We start from the raw sequence: 14,632 nt of genomic DNA, 5'->3' as shown, positions 1-14,632 counted from the left end.
AGGCTGGGGATCCAGAACTTCCCCAGTCCTTGAGCCCGCCGGTCCACGCGACTACGGAAGCCGAACACCACGACGGCGTCGCCCATGTCACCACCTGGGCGACGCCGTCCGGTACGCCCCAGCCTCGTGTTACACCTGTCGCCCCTCGAGAAAGAGCCTCCGCATGGCCGAGCCGCCCCCACGGCGCGAACCCGCTCCTGTCCGGCACCTTGCCCGGATCACCGATATCACGCTCGCTGCCCTCACCTTGGTCTTCTTCGTCGCCGTAGCCCTCGCCACCGGGGTGCCAAACCCCTGGCAGGGCCCGATCCCCCTCGGGCTGCTTCTCGGAGCACTCCTGCTGGTCAGACACCGCTGGCCGATGACCGTGCTGCTGCTGTCGATCGGCGGGATCTTCGTCTATCACCTCACCGGACATTGGTCTCCCGCCGGTTGGATCTGGCCGGCCGCGGTCGCCTACTTCACCGCCGCCACCACACCGCGCGTGCGCTGGGTGGCCGCCATCGGCCTGGCCCAACTGGTCTACTCCGCGGTCGAATTCCGCTCGGTCCTGGACCGCAACCCGACCCACTACGTGCTCCACGTCGCGGGGGAAGGACTGCTCCTGGCGATCCTCGTCGCCGCGGGCCTCACCTACGCCGCCGCGATGCGCTGGCGCGAGCGGCTGCGCGAAACCGACAGCCGTGCGCACGCCGCCGAGGAACGGCTGCGCGTCTCGCACGAGGTTCACGACGTCATCGCCCACACGCTGGCCGTCGTCGGCGTGCAGCTCAATGTCGCCGCCGACGCGCTGGAGGAGGACCCGGCAGCGGCCGCCGCCGCGCTACGCCTGGCAAAGGATGTCAGGAACCGGGCGATGGCCGACCTCCGCTCCCTCATCACGATCTTGCGTGACAATCCCGGCGACACCGCGCCCCAGGCGGATCTGGCCTCCTTGGACACCCTCATCGCCGACGCCCGCACCGCCGGACTCGAGGTGACCCTCGACGAGCACGGCGACCGCGCGGCCGTCCCCGCCATTACCGCCATCGCCGTTCACCGTGTCGTACAGGAGTCCCTCGCCAACACGCTCAAGCACGCCGGGGCGAGCGAAGCCAAGGTGACGATCGGCTACCAGCCTCGCTCGATCATCGTCGAGATCACCGACAACGGCCGCAGCGTCCCGGGCGGCACCGATGTCACTGAAGGCCATGGCCTGGCCGGCATGCGCGAGCGGGTGAGCGCACTCGGGGGCGCACTCACCGCAGGACCTGTCCCCGGCGGCGGCTTCGCCGTGCGGGCCGACATCCCTGTGGCAGGCTCGACGGCATGACGATCAAGGTGCTCATCGCCGACGACCAGGCACTCGTACGGGCCGGCTTCCGCAGCCTGCTGGCCCGCTCCCGGGACATCACGGTCGTCGGCGAAGCCCTGGACGGCGACGAAGCCGTACGGCTGGCCGCGAGCACCCACCCCGACGTGATCCTCATGGACATCCGCATGCCGGGCACCGATGGGATCACCGCCACCCGCCGCATCGTCACCGACCCGGCCACTCTGGGCTGTCGCGTCGTCATCCTCACCACGTTCGACACCGACGAACACGTCTTCGCCGCCCTACGCGCCGGAGCCAGCGGCTTCCTCACCAAAGAGGTCGAACCCGCCGAACTTCGCCGGGCGGTCGCCGCCGTCGCCGGCGGAGACGCGCTCCTGTCTCCAGGCGTGACGCGGCGCGTCATCGAGCAGTTCGCCCACCGGCAGGACCTCACGCCCGGTGCGGGGCAGCGGCTGGCCGCCCTCACCTCCCGGGAACTGGAGACGGTCAAGCTCGTGGCGCTCGGACTCTCCAACAAAGAGATCGCCGAGCGCCTCGTCATCAGTCCGCTCACTGCCAAGACTCACATCACCAGGGCCATCGCCAAGCTGAACGTGCGCGACAGGGTCCAGTTGGTCATCCTGGCCTACGAGAGCGGCCTGATACGGCCCGGCGCCTGACATCGCCGTGCGACACAGCATACGAATTGGGCATGTTCGGGACGGCTAGGCGGACGGGGCGAGGGCCTCCAGGAGGTCCTCGGCGTGGCGCAGTGCCTCGTCAGGGGAGGCGGTGACGACGTGCGGGTCGAAGTTGAGGTCGTGGAAGAGGTCGGTCACGCCCTGCTCCGCCAGCCACGCGACATCGCTCCTGATCTCCTCCACGGTGCCCGTCAGCCGCCGCCGCTCCCCCGGCTCGGGCCGCACCCGGGTGACGCCCCGGCAGACGAACCGCAGCGACCCGGCGTCCCGCCCCGCCTCCGAGGCCGCCGCCTTCACCAGGGCGATGCGGCCGGCGATGCCCGACAGGTCCTCGCGGCTGGAGCTCACCCACCCGTCGGCCAGCCGCCCGGCCCTGCGCAGCGCCACCTCGGCCGTGCCGCCCAGCAGGATCGGCGGCGCCGGGGACGGCTTCGGGTCGGCGTACGACGGCGAGATCCGGTAGAACTCGCCCCGGTGCTCCACCACCTCGTCGCCCCACATCTTGCGCAGCACCTCGACGAACTCCTCGCCCCTGCGCCCGCGCCGCGCGAAGCCGACCCCGGCCGCCTCGAACTCCTCCTCCACCCACCCGAGCCCCAGCCCGGCCGTCAGCCTGCCGCCCGAGAGGGTCTGCAGGGTGGCGAGCTGCTTGGCCAGCGGCACCGGCTGCACGAACGCGTTCACCACCGCCACCCCGAGCCGGATCCGCTCGGTCACGCCGGCCAGGTAGGACAGCGTGATCAGCGGATCGTGCACGCTGCGATAGGTGGGCCCCATCTCGTGCCCCACCGGGTAGAGCATCCGCTGGAAGGTCCACAGCTCGTGGTATCCGAGCCGCTCCGCCCGGGTGGCGATCGTGCGCATGGCCTGCGGCGTGGCCCACGCCCCTGACTGGGGCACGGCGAATCCGATTCTCATGCCCCTAGTCTGACCGACCCGCACTCCTCCCCCAGAGGGGCTCATGACCTGGGAGGAGGATCGACACTCACGGTCCACCGGTGCGGCCATTGCGCGCATACTCCGTAGCGGCGTCCTGGGTCACGTCCACGGACGTGACCTTCGCCGTGAAAGCCGCAGGCTAGTCCCTTGGACGTCACCCTCGTTCCGGGCCTCCGGAGGCCACGCATGAACCGCATGACGAACCAAGACTCCAGCAGCAACGCGATCAGGATCGTCGGCAGAATCTGCGCGGCCGTGGCAAGAACGCTTCCGTCCTCATGTCACGTAATCGCGATCAAGCGGGTCAGCCCTCCACCACCCGGCGCAGCACGGACGGGCCAGGCGACATGTGCACCAGCCGCTGACCTTCATCACTGATCACCACCTCCTCCCGCTACGCCACGCGATCAGATGCCCCCAGCAACACAATGGGGTATGGGACGGAAGCCGCCACGGCGAACACCAATCCTGCGCACCGCACCACGCCCCTTCGCGCGAACCACCACACGACTCGCCGCTCGCCCCCGGCCGCGTCCGCGGCGGCGTGTCCGAGACGTCCGCTGGAACGTCCAAGCATGGGCCGCCGTCGCCACCGTCCTAGCTGGCCTCATGTCCATCCCCGCGCTCCTCATCTCCATGAACGCCTTAGAGATCAGCGAACAACAGCGGACCGACGCACTCGCGCAACGCGCTGAGGACAAGCGCGAGAAGGAGAGAGCCAAGGCCGAGGAAGAAGCCAACGCGAGAACGGCGTTCATCCGAAACTTCGATGTTTCGGGCGGCCCATCTGTCGGGGGAGCTCACTACAACATCCGCAACGCCAACCCTCGCCGAGCCCAGCTGTGGGTTAGGGCCACATCTTCAGACCTGGCTGAGGGGACGTACATCTACTCGGTCATGATCGATGCTTGCAGCGAGGCATCAGTCACCGTCCCCATTCCCTTTAGCCCCGGCCCTTCAAGAAGCAACTCGTACGACCCCGGACAAAAGGTCAGATTGGCCGTGGCGGAAGGGCGCTCGGTGGACGTCCGGGATCTGAAGAGCTCGGTGGGCGTCTGGGATCTGAAGAGCTCGGTGGGCGTCTGGGATCTGAGTGATGGGAACAAGCCGATCAGCCTTTCTCAATGGGCCGGAGGCGAGCTGCCACTCATACTTGGGGACCCGACGAACGTCCGGAAAGACATCCTGCCCTGCACCTGACAGCACGTCACCCCACCTCGTCCGCGACCAGGCCCACCCCTCGACCCCGCTCACGTGATTCCCACACGACCCGCACACGAAGAACCCCGCCTTCGCGTCCCACCACAGATTCCGATCACCGCACGCGCACCGCGCCAGCGTCAAGCTCGGCGGCTCGTCCTCCACCGTCCTCCTACCCGAGCGCCCCCTTCACCAGCTCACCTAGGCCGGCCGCTGCCGCGGCGAGCACCGCGTCCAGGTGATCCACCAGCGCGGAGTTCCAGTACATCGGGGTCTTCGCGCAGAGCACGCAGGGCCGTCCGCTGGTCGGAGGCACGGCGCCTGCCACGCGGCACCGCGGCGGCGTCAAGCGCACACGATGGCGCGCCTGCGAGGTCGACCAGCTCCGACACGCCCGTGACTCGCCGCCGGATGATCCACGGTGCGGCTGCGGGGCTTGTTGATCGGCGGGTGCCTGCCGGACGGACAGCGTGCGGGTGCGCTCCCGCAGGCACGGCGCATGGTTGCGCGCCGTGTTGGTGCTGTCGTGGGCGGCTCGCGTCATGGTGCAATCGCCAGGGAAGCCGTGGCCACGAGCCGCAAGGTCATTCCACGCACCTTCCGCAACCAGCGGCATCCGCAGGCTTCGACTGGCACACACCGAACGTGGGCGGGCCGCCGCAACCGCAGGTCCTGCCGGGGGTTTGGCCCCATCCGGCGGTGGCGTCCGATCGCACTCGCCCCCGCACCGGCGAATACTCTGTACGCGTGGGTCTTGAGGGGGAGCTGGCCGGGGTCGCCGGCACGTACGGGGGCAGCGGCGATCCGGTGCGTCACCAGACGCGCTCGGACTCGGTGGTGGTGCGGCGCGGCGAGGTGGTGGTGAAGGCGCACGCCGTCCGTGAGGACGTGCCCGGCCTGCGCGCGCGATTACGCGCCTGCGCGTCCGCCGCGCTGGCCGGGGTGATGCTGGCGCCGCTGGTGCCCGACGTGCTCACGGTGTCGGGGCGGGCCGTGACGGTGTGGCCGGCGGGCCGCCCGATCAGGCGGGAGGAGGCGGATGACGCCCCCTGGGAGGAGGGCGCCAGGCTGCTGGCCCGGCTGCACGCGGTGCCTCTCACGCTGCTGCCGCGGCTGCCCGCGGCCGGCGGCCCTGGCAGGGCGGCCAGGGCGGTGCGGCGGATGGAGGGCGACGGGCCGGTGGAGCGGCTGATCCGGCGCGCGTTCGCGGAGCTGCCCGAGCCGGAGCCGGGGCCGGGGCTGCTCGCGCACGGCGACTGGCACCTGGGCCAGCTCGTGTTCCGCGACCGGTGGCTGCTGATCGACGCCGACGACCTCGGCGTGGGCGACCCGGCGTGGGACCTGGCCAGGCCGGCCGCGTGGTACGCGGCGGGCCTGCTGGAGCCGGAGGTCTGGGACCGCTTCCTGGGCGCCTACCTGGCGGCGGGCGGCCCGGCGCTGGGCGGCGACGACCCGTGGCGCCGCCTCGACCTGCCCGCCAGGGCGGTGACGGCGCAACTCGCGGCCGTGGCCGTCTGCCATGCCCACCGGGAAGGCAGGGAACTGGACGAGGTCGAGCATTCGTTGGTCGAATCGTGCAGCAGAATCGTCAGAGCGTGACGGCGACGCGCGCGATAGGTTTCACCCAGGACATCGAGGCCAAGGAGTGCGTGTAGATGCAGTGCCCGAAGTGCCGCGGCAACATGCGGACGTATGAGCGCAACGGTATCCACATCGAGCAGTGCGACAACTGCCGTGGGATCTTCCTGGACTACGGCGAGCTCGAGACGCTGACGCAGATGGAGGCGGCCTACCACGCCGCTCCTCCGCCGCCCGCGCCGGGCGGCCCGGCCTGGGGCGCGCCCCGGCCCGGCGGCCACTACGGCCACAGCAAGCATCACCGCCAGCGCAGCTGGGTGGGCATGCTCTTCTCCAGCTGATCCGTCAGAACGGGGCCGCGCGACCGCGAGGCCCCGTTTGCGCGATCAGGCCGGGAAGTCGTCCGGGTCGACCTTCGCGGTGCGGGCGTTGCCGCCGGAGATCGCGTGCAGGGTGATCCGCCAGTCGTGCCAGCGGATCTGCGTGGCGGTGTAGGTGGTCTTGAACCGCACCGACTTCTGGAAGCGCTCGAAGCTGCACTCCCGGGTGAACGAACGGCTCTTGCCGTCCCAGTCGACGCCATGGGTGAAGTAGATGCGGTAGTTGCCGTCACCCACGTTGTTGATCTTGAACTTGGCCTTCTTGCGCACGTACACGCTGTAGACCTTGGACTTGCCGCGCACCAGGCTGATCACCGCGTCGCGGGTGCCGCCGTTGTGGATCTGCAGTGAGCTGCGGCCGCCGGAGCCGCCCTTCCGCAGGAAGTGGCCGTTGCCGAGCCGCCTGTTCTTCTTGCCCGCTGCCTTCACCGACACGATGTCGGCCTCGTAGTCGCCGGCGTCCTCCAGCGCCTTGCCGGCCCGGCCGAGCGCGGTCAGCGGGTCGTCCAGGTCGGTGAAGACGGCGGACGGGGTGCACAGGTCCCTGCTGCCCACCTTGGTCGCCGACGTGCCGAGCTGGAGCGCGACCTCGCGCAGGCTCTCGACGTACGCCGTGTGCTGGGCCTGGACCTCGGGCGGCGGGCTGAGCCGGGCCAGTTCGTCGGCGGCGCTCTGGAGGGTCTCCTGGGCCTTGACGACGCGCTGGTCGAGCGACTTCAGTGAGCGGGCGCCGGCCAGGGACTTGATGGCCTTGCTCATGTCGTCGCGCCGGCCGTCGAGCTCGCCTTTGTAGGCGTCGGCGGTCAGCGCGGTGGGCACGGGGGTGGACGAGGTCGACGGGTCTCCCGCGACCGCCGCGCCGTCGCCGCCCGCCACGCCGCTCGCGCTGGTCTCACCACCGGTGACGGTGGGCGCGGCGCTGCACGCTCCGATTGTGAGAGCCGCCAGGGCGAGCGTGCAGGTGAAGATCCGAGGGGCAGTCACCTGCCACACTATCGCCCGCTTCATCCCCCGACGTCAATTCACGTTCCCGTGAGTCCCTTCTGCCGGGTACGGTGCGCCGCCACGTTGACCCGGTTGGCGCAGGAGAGCGAGCAGAAGCGCCTGCGCCCGTTGCGCGAGGTGTCCACGTACACGGTGCGGCACCCCTCACGGTCGCAGCGGCCGAGCCTGCGCCCGTCGGAGAAGCAGATGGCCATCGCCAGGCCGCCGGCGGTGGTGTCCTTGGCCCTGGCCACGATGTCGCCTTCGGTCGAGGAGAAGTGCAGGTGGGGCGTCAGTCCGTCGTGGGTGCTCACGAACGGCCTGGCAGCGGTGATCTCCAGCAGGTCGTTGACCAGGGTGATCTGCTTGGCGACCTCGGGCTCGCCGAAGACCGGGTCGAGGCGGAGAGCCCAGGCCTCCATCTCCCCCGCCTGGGCGGGCGTCATCGCGGTGCGCAGCATCTCGTGCTCGGTCAGCAGCCCGGCGAGCGGCCCCGGGCGGAAGTCGGTGGCGTTGACCAGGGCCGCCGAGAGCGCGGCCCCGTTGCCGCCGTAAGTGTTGAAATGCACAAGACCATTACATCACCTTGGGGGCATGGACTCCAGACACCTCCATGACCCGCTCGCCCTGACCCTCGTCTCCACCCACGCCACCTCCGACGGCGTGGTGTCGTATCTGCGGTGCGCCTGCGGCGCCTGGGAGGTACGCACGTCGTGCCTCGTGGGCAGGACCTCGGGGGGCCGGGGGCGCAGCCCGTCGACTGGAGGCGCGCACTCGTCCTAGAGTCTGCTGCAACACCCCCACAGGAGGTCAGGCTATGTCCAGCATCCCCTCTCTTCTCCGCGACCGGATCGCGGCCACCCCCGAAGCCGAGGCGTACCGGACGCCGTCAGGCGACGGATGGACGTCGCTGTCCTGGCGCGCCACCGGGGAGCGGGTCCGGGAGCTGGCGCTCGGCCTGGCCGCCCTCGGCGCGGGCCCCGACCGCCGGGTCTCCATCCTGTGCTCCACCCGCCTGGAGTGGATCCTGTGCGACCTGGCGGTGCTGTCGACCGGCGCGGCGACGACCACGATCTACCCGTCCAACACCGCGGCCGAGTGCGCCTTCGTCGTCAACGACTCCGGCACCTCGATCGTCATCGCGGAGAACGACGACCAGGTGGCCAAGCTGCGCTCGGTGCAGAAGGAGCTGCCTGACGTCACGCAGGTGATCGTGATCGACGGCACCGCGAGCGACGACGGCTGGGTGATCAAGCTCGACGACGTGCCGGGCAAGGCCGCGGCCGAGGCCGACTACGACGCCATGGTCGACGCCATCGGCGAGGCCGACCTGGCCACGCTCATCTACACCTCCGGCACCACGGGCCGCCCCAAGGGTGTGGAGCTCACCCACGACAACTGGCTGTACGCGGCGAGCGCGGTCCGCGAGCTCAACCTGATCACCTCCGACGACCTCCACTTCCTGTGGCTGCCGCTGTCCCACTCGTTCGGCAAGCTGCTGGAGGTCGTGATGATCGACATCGGCACGCCGACCGCGATCGACGGGCGGCTCGACCGCATCGCCGACAACCTGGGCGCGCTGCAGCCGTCGTTCATGGCCGCCGCCCCGCGCATCTTCGAGAAGATCCACAACACGGTGGCGGCCACCCAGCAGCGCGAGGGCGGCGCCAAGCTGAAGATCTTCAACTGGGCGCGCAAGACCGGCGTCCGGGTGGTCCGGGCGCGCCAGCACGGCGCCCCGATCCCGCTGACGACCAAGATCGAGTACGCGATCGCCGACCGGCTGGTGTTCAGCAAGCTGCGCGCCCGCTTCGGCGGCCGGATCCGCTACTTCATCTCCGGGGCGGCGCCGCTGTCGCAGGACATCGCCGAGTTCTTCGACGCGGCCGGGCTGACGATCCTCGAAGGCTACGGGCTGACCGAGTCCTCGGCGGGCAGCTTCCTCAACCGCCCGGCGAACGTGAAGTTCGGCTCGGTGGGCCAGCCCCTGCCCGGCACGGAGGTGCGCATCGCCGACGACGGGGAGATCCTCATCGGCGGGCGCGGCATCATGCGCGGCTACCACGGCCTGCCGGAGGAGACCGCCGAGGCGCTCGAGGACGGCTGGCTCCACACCGGCGACATCGGCGAGCTCGACGACCAGGGCCGGCTGACCATCACCGACCGCAAGAAGGAGCTGATCAAGACCTCCGGCGGCAAGTACGTCGCGCCGACCCACCTGGAAGGCCGCATCAAGGCCGCGTGCCCGTACCTTTCGCACGTGTTCGTGCACGGCGACCGCCGCAACTTCTGCACCGCGCTGATGACCCTCGACATGGACGTGACCAGGCCGTGGGCCGAGGCCCAGGGCCTGCCGACCGACCCGGAGGAGCTGCGCGCGCACCCCCGGATGCGCGAGGAGGTCCAGAAGGCGGTCGACCAGGTGAACGCCGACCAGGCCAGCTACGCGACGATCAAGAAGTTCTCGATCCTCTCGCAGGACTTCGCGGTCGAGACCGGCGAGCTGACGCCCAGCCTGAAGGTCAAGCGCAAGGCGGTCGAGGAGCGCTACGGCGAGACCCTCGACTCCTTCTACGACGGCCAGGCGTAGGCGACAGTCCTCAGGGTCCTCAGGAGCGCTTGAAGGCGGCCAGCAGGCGGTCGGCGGCGAGCGACGGGGTCAGGGTGCCGGCGAGCACCTCGCGCTCGATCCCGTCGCGGATCTCCGACACCCGCGGGTCGTCGCGCAGCTCGGCCAGCAGCCGGTCGTGCACCATCGTCCAGGTCCACCGCACCTGCTGGCGGCGGCGCTTGTCCGCCAGGTCCAGGCCCTCCTGATGGGCCAGGACCTGGCGCCACAGCTCCTCCAGCCCGTCGCCGGTCAGGCCGCTGCAGGTGAGCACGGGCGGCGGCGCGCTGTCGGAGCGCAGCATGCGCAGCGCCCCGGCCAGCTCGCGCGCGGCCTTGCGCGCCGCGAGCGCGTGCTCGCCGTCGGCCTTGTTCACCGCGATCACGTCCGCCAGCTCCAGCACGCCCTTCTTGATGCCCTGCAGCTGGTCTCCGGTACGGGCGAGCGTGAGCAGCAGGAACGTGTCGACCATGTCCGCGACCGCGGTCTCCGACTGGCCGACGCCGACGGTCTCGACCAGCACCACGTCGAACCCGGCCGCCTCCACCACGACGATCGCCTCCCTGGTGGCCTTGGCCACGCCGCCGAGGGTGCCTGACGTGGGCGAGGGCCTGATGAACGCGGCCGGGTCGACGGCCAGCCTCGACATCCGGGTCTTGTCGCCGAGGATGCTGCCGCCGGTCCTGGTGGAGGACGGGTCGACGGCCAGCACCGCGACTTGGTGGCCCTCCCCGGTGAGCATGGTGCCGAACCCGTCGATGAACGTCGACTTGCCCACCCCGGGCACTCCCGAGATGCCCACCCGCCGCGCCTTCCCGGTGAGCGGGGTCAGCTCGACGAGCAGCTCCTGGGCCATCGCCCGGTGGTCGGGCCTGGTGGACTCCACGAGCGTGATGGCACGGGCGACCCAGGCCCGCGCCCCCGCCTTGACGCCCCGAACGTAGTCCTCCAGCGAGCGCACGCCACGCCCCTTCCTCGCAGATCCGGCTACAGCCTGACATCTTCGCCCACGCCGCAATGACACCGCCCCGGCACTTCGGATGCCGGGGCGGTGTCACGCGGAAAGCGCTACGCCCGCCCGCGCAGATCCTCCAGCAGCTCCAGGGCGGCGGTCGCGATCACGGTGCCCGGCGGGAAGATCGCGGCGGCCCCGGCGGCGCGCAGCTCGTCGAAGTCGCCCGGCGGGATGACCCCGCCCGCCACGATCATGACGTCCTCGGCGCCGAGGTCGGCGAGCGCCTTCTTCAGCGCGGGCACCAGGGTGAGGTGCCCGGCGGCGAGCGTGGAGACGCCGACGACGTGCACGTCGGCCTCGACCGCCTGCCTGGCCACCTCCTCCGGCGTCTGGAACAGCGGGCCGACGTCGACGTCGAAGCCCAGGTCGGCGAAGGCGGTGGCGATCACCTTCTGGCCCCGGTCGTGGCCGTCCTGGCCCATCTTGGCGACCAGGATGCGCGGCCTGCGGCCCTCGGCGCGCTCGAACTCGGCGCACGCCTCGCGGGCGCGCTCGATGTCGGCGGCCGGGCCCGCCTCGTCGCGGTACACACCTGAGATGGTACGGACCTGCTCGGCGTGCCGGCCGAACACCTTCTCCAGCGCGGAGGAGATCTCGCCCACGGTGGCCTTCGCGCGGGCGGCGTCCACCGACAGCTTGAGCAGGTTGGCGTCGGGGCCGGGGTTGGCGGCGGCGTGGGTGAGCGCGTCGAGCGCCCGGCCGACCGCGGCCTCGTCCCGCTCGGCCCGCAGCGCGCGCAGCTTCTCCAGCTGCTGGGCGCGGACCGCGCTGTTGTCGACCTTGAGCACCTCGATGGGCTCGTCGGCGTCCGGACGGTACTTGTTGACGCCGATGACGGGCTGGCGGCCGGAGTCGATGCGGGCCTGGGTGCGGGCCGCGGCCTCCTCGATGCGGAGCTTGGGCAGCCCCGCCTCGATGGCCTTGGCCATGCCGCCCGCCGCCTCCACCTCCTGGATGTGCTCCCAGGCGCGCTCGGCCAGGTCGTGGGTGAGCCGCTCGACGTAGTAGGAGCCGCCCCACGGGTCGATCACCTGCGTGGTGCCCGACTCCTGCTGGAGCAGGATCTGGGTGTTGCGGGCGATCCTGGCGGAGAAGTCGGTGGGCAGCGCGAGCGCCTCGTCCAGCGCGTTGGTGTGCAGCGACTGGGTGTGGCCCTGGGTGGCGGCCATGGCCTCGACGCAGGTGCGCGCGACGTTGTTGAACACGTCCTGCGCGGTCAGCGACCAGCCCGACGTCTGCGAGTGCGTGCGCAGGCTCAGCGACTTGGGGTTCTTCGCGCCGAACCCGTCGACCAGCTTGGCCCAGAGCAGCCGGGCGGCCCGCAGCTTGGCGACCTCCATGAAGAAGTTCATGCCGATGCACCAGAAGAACGACAGGCGCGGCGCGAACCGGTCGACGTCCATCCCGGCGGCGATCCCGGCCCGCAGGTACTCGACCCCGTCGGCCAGGGTGTAGGCGAGCTCCAGGTCGCAGGTGGCCCCGGCTTCCTGGATGTGGTAGCCGGAAATGCTGATGGAGTTGAATTTCGGCATCTTTTCGCTGGTGTACGCGAAAATATCCGAAATTATCCGCATCGACGGCGCAGGCGGATAGATGTACGTGTTCCGTACCATGAACTCCTTGAGGATGTCGTTCTGGATGGTGCCGGCCAGCTGCTCCGGCGTCACCCCCTGCTCCTCGGCCGCCACGATGTAGAGCGCCAGGATGGGCAGCACGGCCCCGTTCATGGTCATGGACACCGACATGCGGTCCAGCGGGATGCCGTCGAAGAGCTGGCGCATGTCGTAGATCGAGTCGATCGCCACCCCCGCCATGCCGACGTCGCCGGCCACGCGCGGGTGGTCGGAGTCGTAGCCCCGGTGGGTGGCCAGGTCGAAGGCCACCGACAGGCCCTTCTGCCCGGCGGCCAGGTTGCGGCGGTAGAAGGCGTTGGAGTCGGCGGCCGTGGAGAAGCCCGCGTACTGGCGGATGGTCCACGGCTGGTTGACGTACATGGTCGGGTACGGCCCGCGCAGGTAGGGCGCGGCCCCCGGGTAGGTGCCCAGGAAGTCGAGCCCGTCGAGGTCGCGGCCGGTGTAGAGCGGCTTGACCGCGATCCCTTCCGGCGTCTCCCAGGCGGGGGCGTCAGGCCCCGTGCCGTCGCCCCCGGACGAGCGGGCCGTGAGCGGGACGGTCGAGAAGTCGGGGATCATCGGGTCACCTCCAGGTCGCGGAAGGTCGTGCGCAGGACGCCGAGCGCGTCGCAGCCGGCGTGGACGTAGCCGTCGACGCCGTCATAGTCACCCTTCCCCGCCAGCCAGACCGTGCGCGCGCCGGCCCGTCTCAACGCGGCGGCGACCGCCTCGGCGTGCTGGCCGTAGAGCTTGTCGCTGGAGCACAGGCAGGCCACGGTGGCCCCGCTGACGGCGAAGGCGGTGGCGATCTGCTCGGGATCGGCGCCGGGGCCCGCGGTCTCGGTGTCGAGCCCGCCGGCCCGGAAGAGGTTGGCGGCGAACGCGGCCCGCGGCGTGTGCACGGCGACCGGCCCGATCGTGGCCAGGAACACCTTGGGCCGCTCGGCCTGCGCGTCGGCCAGGTCACGCAGCTCCTCGAACTCCTGCGCGTACCGGATCTTCGGCAGCCCGGCGGCGAGGGCGGCGGGCGAGTGGGACGCCAGGAACGGTCCAGAGGAGGAGGCTCCGTTGAGAGGCTTCTCCTCCAGATCGGGGAACTCGCTCACGCCGGTGAGCGGGAGGCGGCGGTGCGCGAGGTCGGCGGCGCGGCGCTCCCGGGTGGCGGCGACGCGGCCGGCGACCAGCTCGGCGGCGGCCTCGATGCCGCCGGCCGCCTCGATCTCCTGGAACCAGGCCCAGGCCTGCCCGGCGAGCTCCTCGGTGCGGCGCTCGACGTACCAGGAGCCGCCCGACGGGTCGACCACGCGCCCGACGCCGGCCTCCTCCAGCAGCAGCGACTGCGTGTTGCGGGCGATCCGGCGGGAGAACGCGTCCGGCGGCCGGACCACCGCGTCGAACGGCTGCACGGTCACCGCGTCGGCGCCGCCGACCCCGGCCGCGAAGCAGGCGACGGTGGCGCGCAGCATGTTCACCCAGGGGTCGCGGCCGGTCATCATGGCCGAGCTGGTCACCGCGTGCTGGCGCTGCGACCCGGAGGCGCCGGTCACCTCGGTGACCCGGTCCCACAGCCGCCTGGCCGCCCGCAGCTTGGCGATGGTGGCGAACTGATCGTCGGTGGCGGCGTACCGGAACTCGAGCTGGTCGCATGCCTGCTGGACGGTGAGCCCGGCGGCGGTGAGCGCGCGCAGGCCGGCCACGGCGAGCGCGAGCGAGCAGCCGAGCTCCTCGGCGTCGCCGCCGCCCGCGTCGTGGTAGGGGGTGGCGTCGACCGTGACGGCCCGCAGCCCGGGATGCCCGGCGGCGCACCGGGCCGCCAGCTCCGCGGCCTCGGGGCTCAGCGGCGAGGCGCCCAGGTTGCCCTGGACCGGGGTGTCACCGGCCAGCGTGAGCAGGGCCTCGGCGGCCTCGGCCGTCCGCTCGCCCGCTTCCAGGACGACCGGCGCGAGGTCGAGGAAGACGCCCTTCAGCACCCCGGGCAGCTCGGCCACCGGGATCGCGCCGTCGCCGACGACGAGCCAGAGCGAGGTCACCCCGTTCTCCAGGTCGGCCATCACCGCCTCGGGGTCGGGCAGCGCGTGCCGCTGCCTGACGTCCCAGCCGCCGGCGGGTCGCGAGCCGCGCTCGAACGGCGCGGACGCGGGCAGGTCGGCGGCGTCGTACAGCGGTGCGACAGCCAGCCCGTCATAGGTGGAGTGGGACAGCGCCTCTTCGGGCGTCTCCGCGTCGACGCCGGACTTGCGCAGCACCGCTATGGCCAACGCCCGCCAGTCGTCGCGCGAGGTGGAAGGAAACCCCGCAGCCAGATCCATGGTCGGATAGT

14 protein-coding genes are annotated in these 14,632 nt (G+C 71.2%); 7 read left to right on the top strand and 7 right to left on the bottom strand.

Going from position 1 to position 14,632, the window contains the following annotated elements; translation table 11 throughout:
- The first annotated feature begins 163 nt into the window (after positions 1 to 163).
- Together ACZ6YG_RS06735 and ACZ6YG_RS06730 are read left to right on the top strand one after the other, a co-directional pair.
- On the top strand, positions 164 to 1,312 hold the full coding sequence (locus ACZ6YG_RS06735) for a sensor histidine kinase (RefSeq protein ID WP_466017389.1): 1,149 nt from the start codon (positions 164 to 166) through the stop codon (positions 1,310 to 1,312).
- The gene (locus ACZ6YG_RS06730) at positions 1,309 to 1,974 is read left to right on the top strand and encodes a response regulator transcription factor (protein ID WP_466017388.1); all 666 of its coding nucleotides are present in this window, start codon (positions 1,309 to 1,311) and stop codon (positions 1,972 to 1,974) included. The genes ACZ6YG_RS06735 and ACZ6YG_RS06730 overlap by 4 nt, the downstream gene beginning before the upstream one ends.
- 45 nt (positions 1,975 to 2,019) lie before the next feature.
- Here the strand turns inward: ACZ6YG_RS06730 and ACZ6YG_RS06725 are convergent, their stop codons facing one another.
- Entirely contained in the window at positions 2,020 to 2,913 is an 894-nt protein-coding gene (locus ACZ6YG_RS06725; protein ID WP_397197057.1) for a TIGR03619 family F420-dependent LLM class oxidoreductase, read from the bottom strand.
- A 630-nt stretch (positions 2,914 to 3,543) separates the two neighbouring features.
- Between ACZ6YG_RS06725 and ACZ6YG_RS06720 the strand changes: the two genes are divergently transcribed.
- Positions 3,544 to 4,134, top strand: coding sequence for a hypothetical protein (locus tag ACZ6YG_RS06720; RefSeq protein ID WP_466017387.1), 591 nt, complete (start codon positions 3,544 to 3,546; stop codon positions 4,132 to 4,134).
- 172 nt (positions 4,135 to 4,306) lie between these two features.
- On the opposite strand, the gene ACZ6YG_RS06715 is transcribed toward ACZ6YG_RS06720, so the two are convergent.
- Positions 4,307 to 4,450, bottom strand: a complete 144-nt coding sequence (locus ACZ6YG_RS06715) for a hypothetical protein (RefSeq protein WP_397197059.1) — start codon at positions 4,448 to 4,450, stop codon at positions 4,307 to 4,309.
- Between the two features lie 431 nt (positions 4,451 to 4,881).
- On the opposite strand from ACZ6YG_RS06715, the gene ACZ6YG_RS06710 reads away from it, so the two are divergent.
- The gene (locus ACZ6YG_RS06710; RefSeq protein WP_148032514.1) at positions 4,882 to 5,733 is read left to right on the top strand and encodes a phosphotransferase family protein; all 852 of its coding nucleotides are present in this window, start codon (positions 4,882 to 4,884) and stop codon (positions 5,731 to 5,733) included.
- A 56-nt stretch (positions 5,734 to 5,789) separates the two neighbouring features.
- A complete protein-coding gene (locus tag ACZ6YG_RS06705) occupies positions 5,790 to 6,053 on the top strand; it encodes a TFIIB-type zinc ribbon-containing protein (protein ID WP_148032515.1) in 264 nt (87 codons plus the stop codon).
- A gap of 45 nt (positions 6,054 to 6,098) precedes the next feature.
- On the opposite strand, the gene ACZ6YG_RS06700 is transcribed toward ACZ6YG_RS06705, so the two are convergent.
- The gene (locus ACZ6YG_RS06700) at positions 6,099 to 7,076 is read right to left on the bottom strand and encodes a hypothetical protein (protein WP_397197060.1); all 978 of its coding nucleotides are present in this window, start codon (positions 7,074 to 7,076) and stop codon (positions 6,099 to 6,101) included.
- Positions 7,077 to 7,114: 38 nt separating this feature from the next.
- Entirely contained in the window at positions 7,115 to 7,645 is a 531-nt protein-coding gene (locus ACZ6YG_RS06695; RefSeq protein WP_364227437.1) for a CGNR zinc finger domain-containing protein, read from the bottom strand.
- 25 nt (positions 7,646 to 7,670) lie between these two features.
- Between ACZ6YG_RS06695 and ACZ6YG_RS06690 the strand changes: the two genes are divergently transcribed.
- Both ACZ6YG_RS06690 and ACZ6YG_RS06685 read left to right on the top strand, forming a co-directional pair.
- On the top strand, positions 7,671 to 7,859 hold the full coding sequence (locus tag ACZ6YG_RS06690; protein WP_148032518.1) for a hypothetical protein: 189 nt from the start codon (positions 7,671 to 7,673) through the stop codon (positions 7,857 to 7,859).
- 34 nt (positions 7,860 to 7,893) lie between these two features.
- The gene (locus ACZ6YG_RS06685) at positions 7,894 to 9,666 is read left to right on the top strand and encodes an AMP-dependent synthetase/ligase (protein ID WP_148032519.1); all 1,773 of its coding nucleotides are present in this window, start codon (positions 7,894 to 7,896) and stop codon (positions 9,664 to 9,666) included.
- Positions 9,667 to 9,685: 19 nt separating this feature from the next.
- Here ACZ6YG_RS06685 and meaB read toward each other — a convergent pair whose 3' ends face one another.
- The 3 genes from meaB to ACZ6YG_RS06670 all read right to left on the bottom strand — a co-directional run bounded on the left by meaB (position 9,686) and on the right by ACZ6YG_RS06670 (position 14,621).
- Entirely contained in the window at positions 9,686 to 10,645 is a 960-nt protein-coding gene (meaB, locus tag ACZ6YG_RS06680) for a methylmalonyl Co-A mutase-associated GTPase MeaB (RefSeq protein ID WP_148032520.1), read from the bottom strand.
- 107 nt (positions 10,646 to 10,752) lie between these two features.
- Positions 10,753 to 12,891 carry a methylmalonyl-CoA mutase gene (scpA, locus tag ACZ6YG_RS06675; RefSeq protein WP_466017386.1) on the bottom strand — a complete coding sequence of 713 codons (2,139 nt, stop codon included), beginning with the start codon at positions 12,889 to 12,891 and terminating at the stop codon, positions 10,753 to 10,755.
- Positions 12,888 to 14,621 carry a methylmalonyl-CoA mutase family protein gene (locus ACZ6YG_RS06670; protein ID WP_466017385.1) on the bottom strand — a complete coding sequence of 578 codons (1,734 nt, stop codon included), beginning with the start codon at positions 14,619 to 14,621 and terminating at the stop codon, positions 12,888 to 12,890. The genes scpA and ACZ6YG_RS06670 overlap by 4 nt, the downstream gene beginning before the upstream one ends.
- Positions 14,622 to 14,632: the final 11 nt, after the last annotated feature.

This window comes from Nonomuraea sp. NPDC054003 (assembly GCF_055585125.1).
Note: the sequence above shows the minus strand (reverse complement) of the source record. Positions and strands in the feature narration are given on the sequence as shown.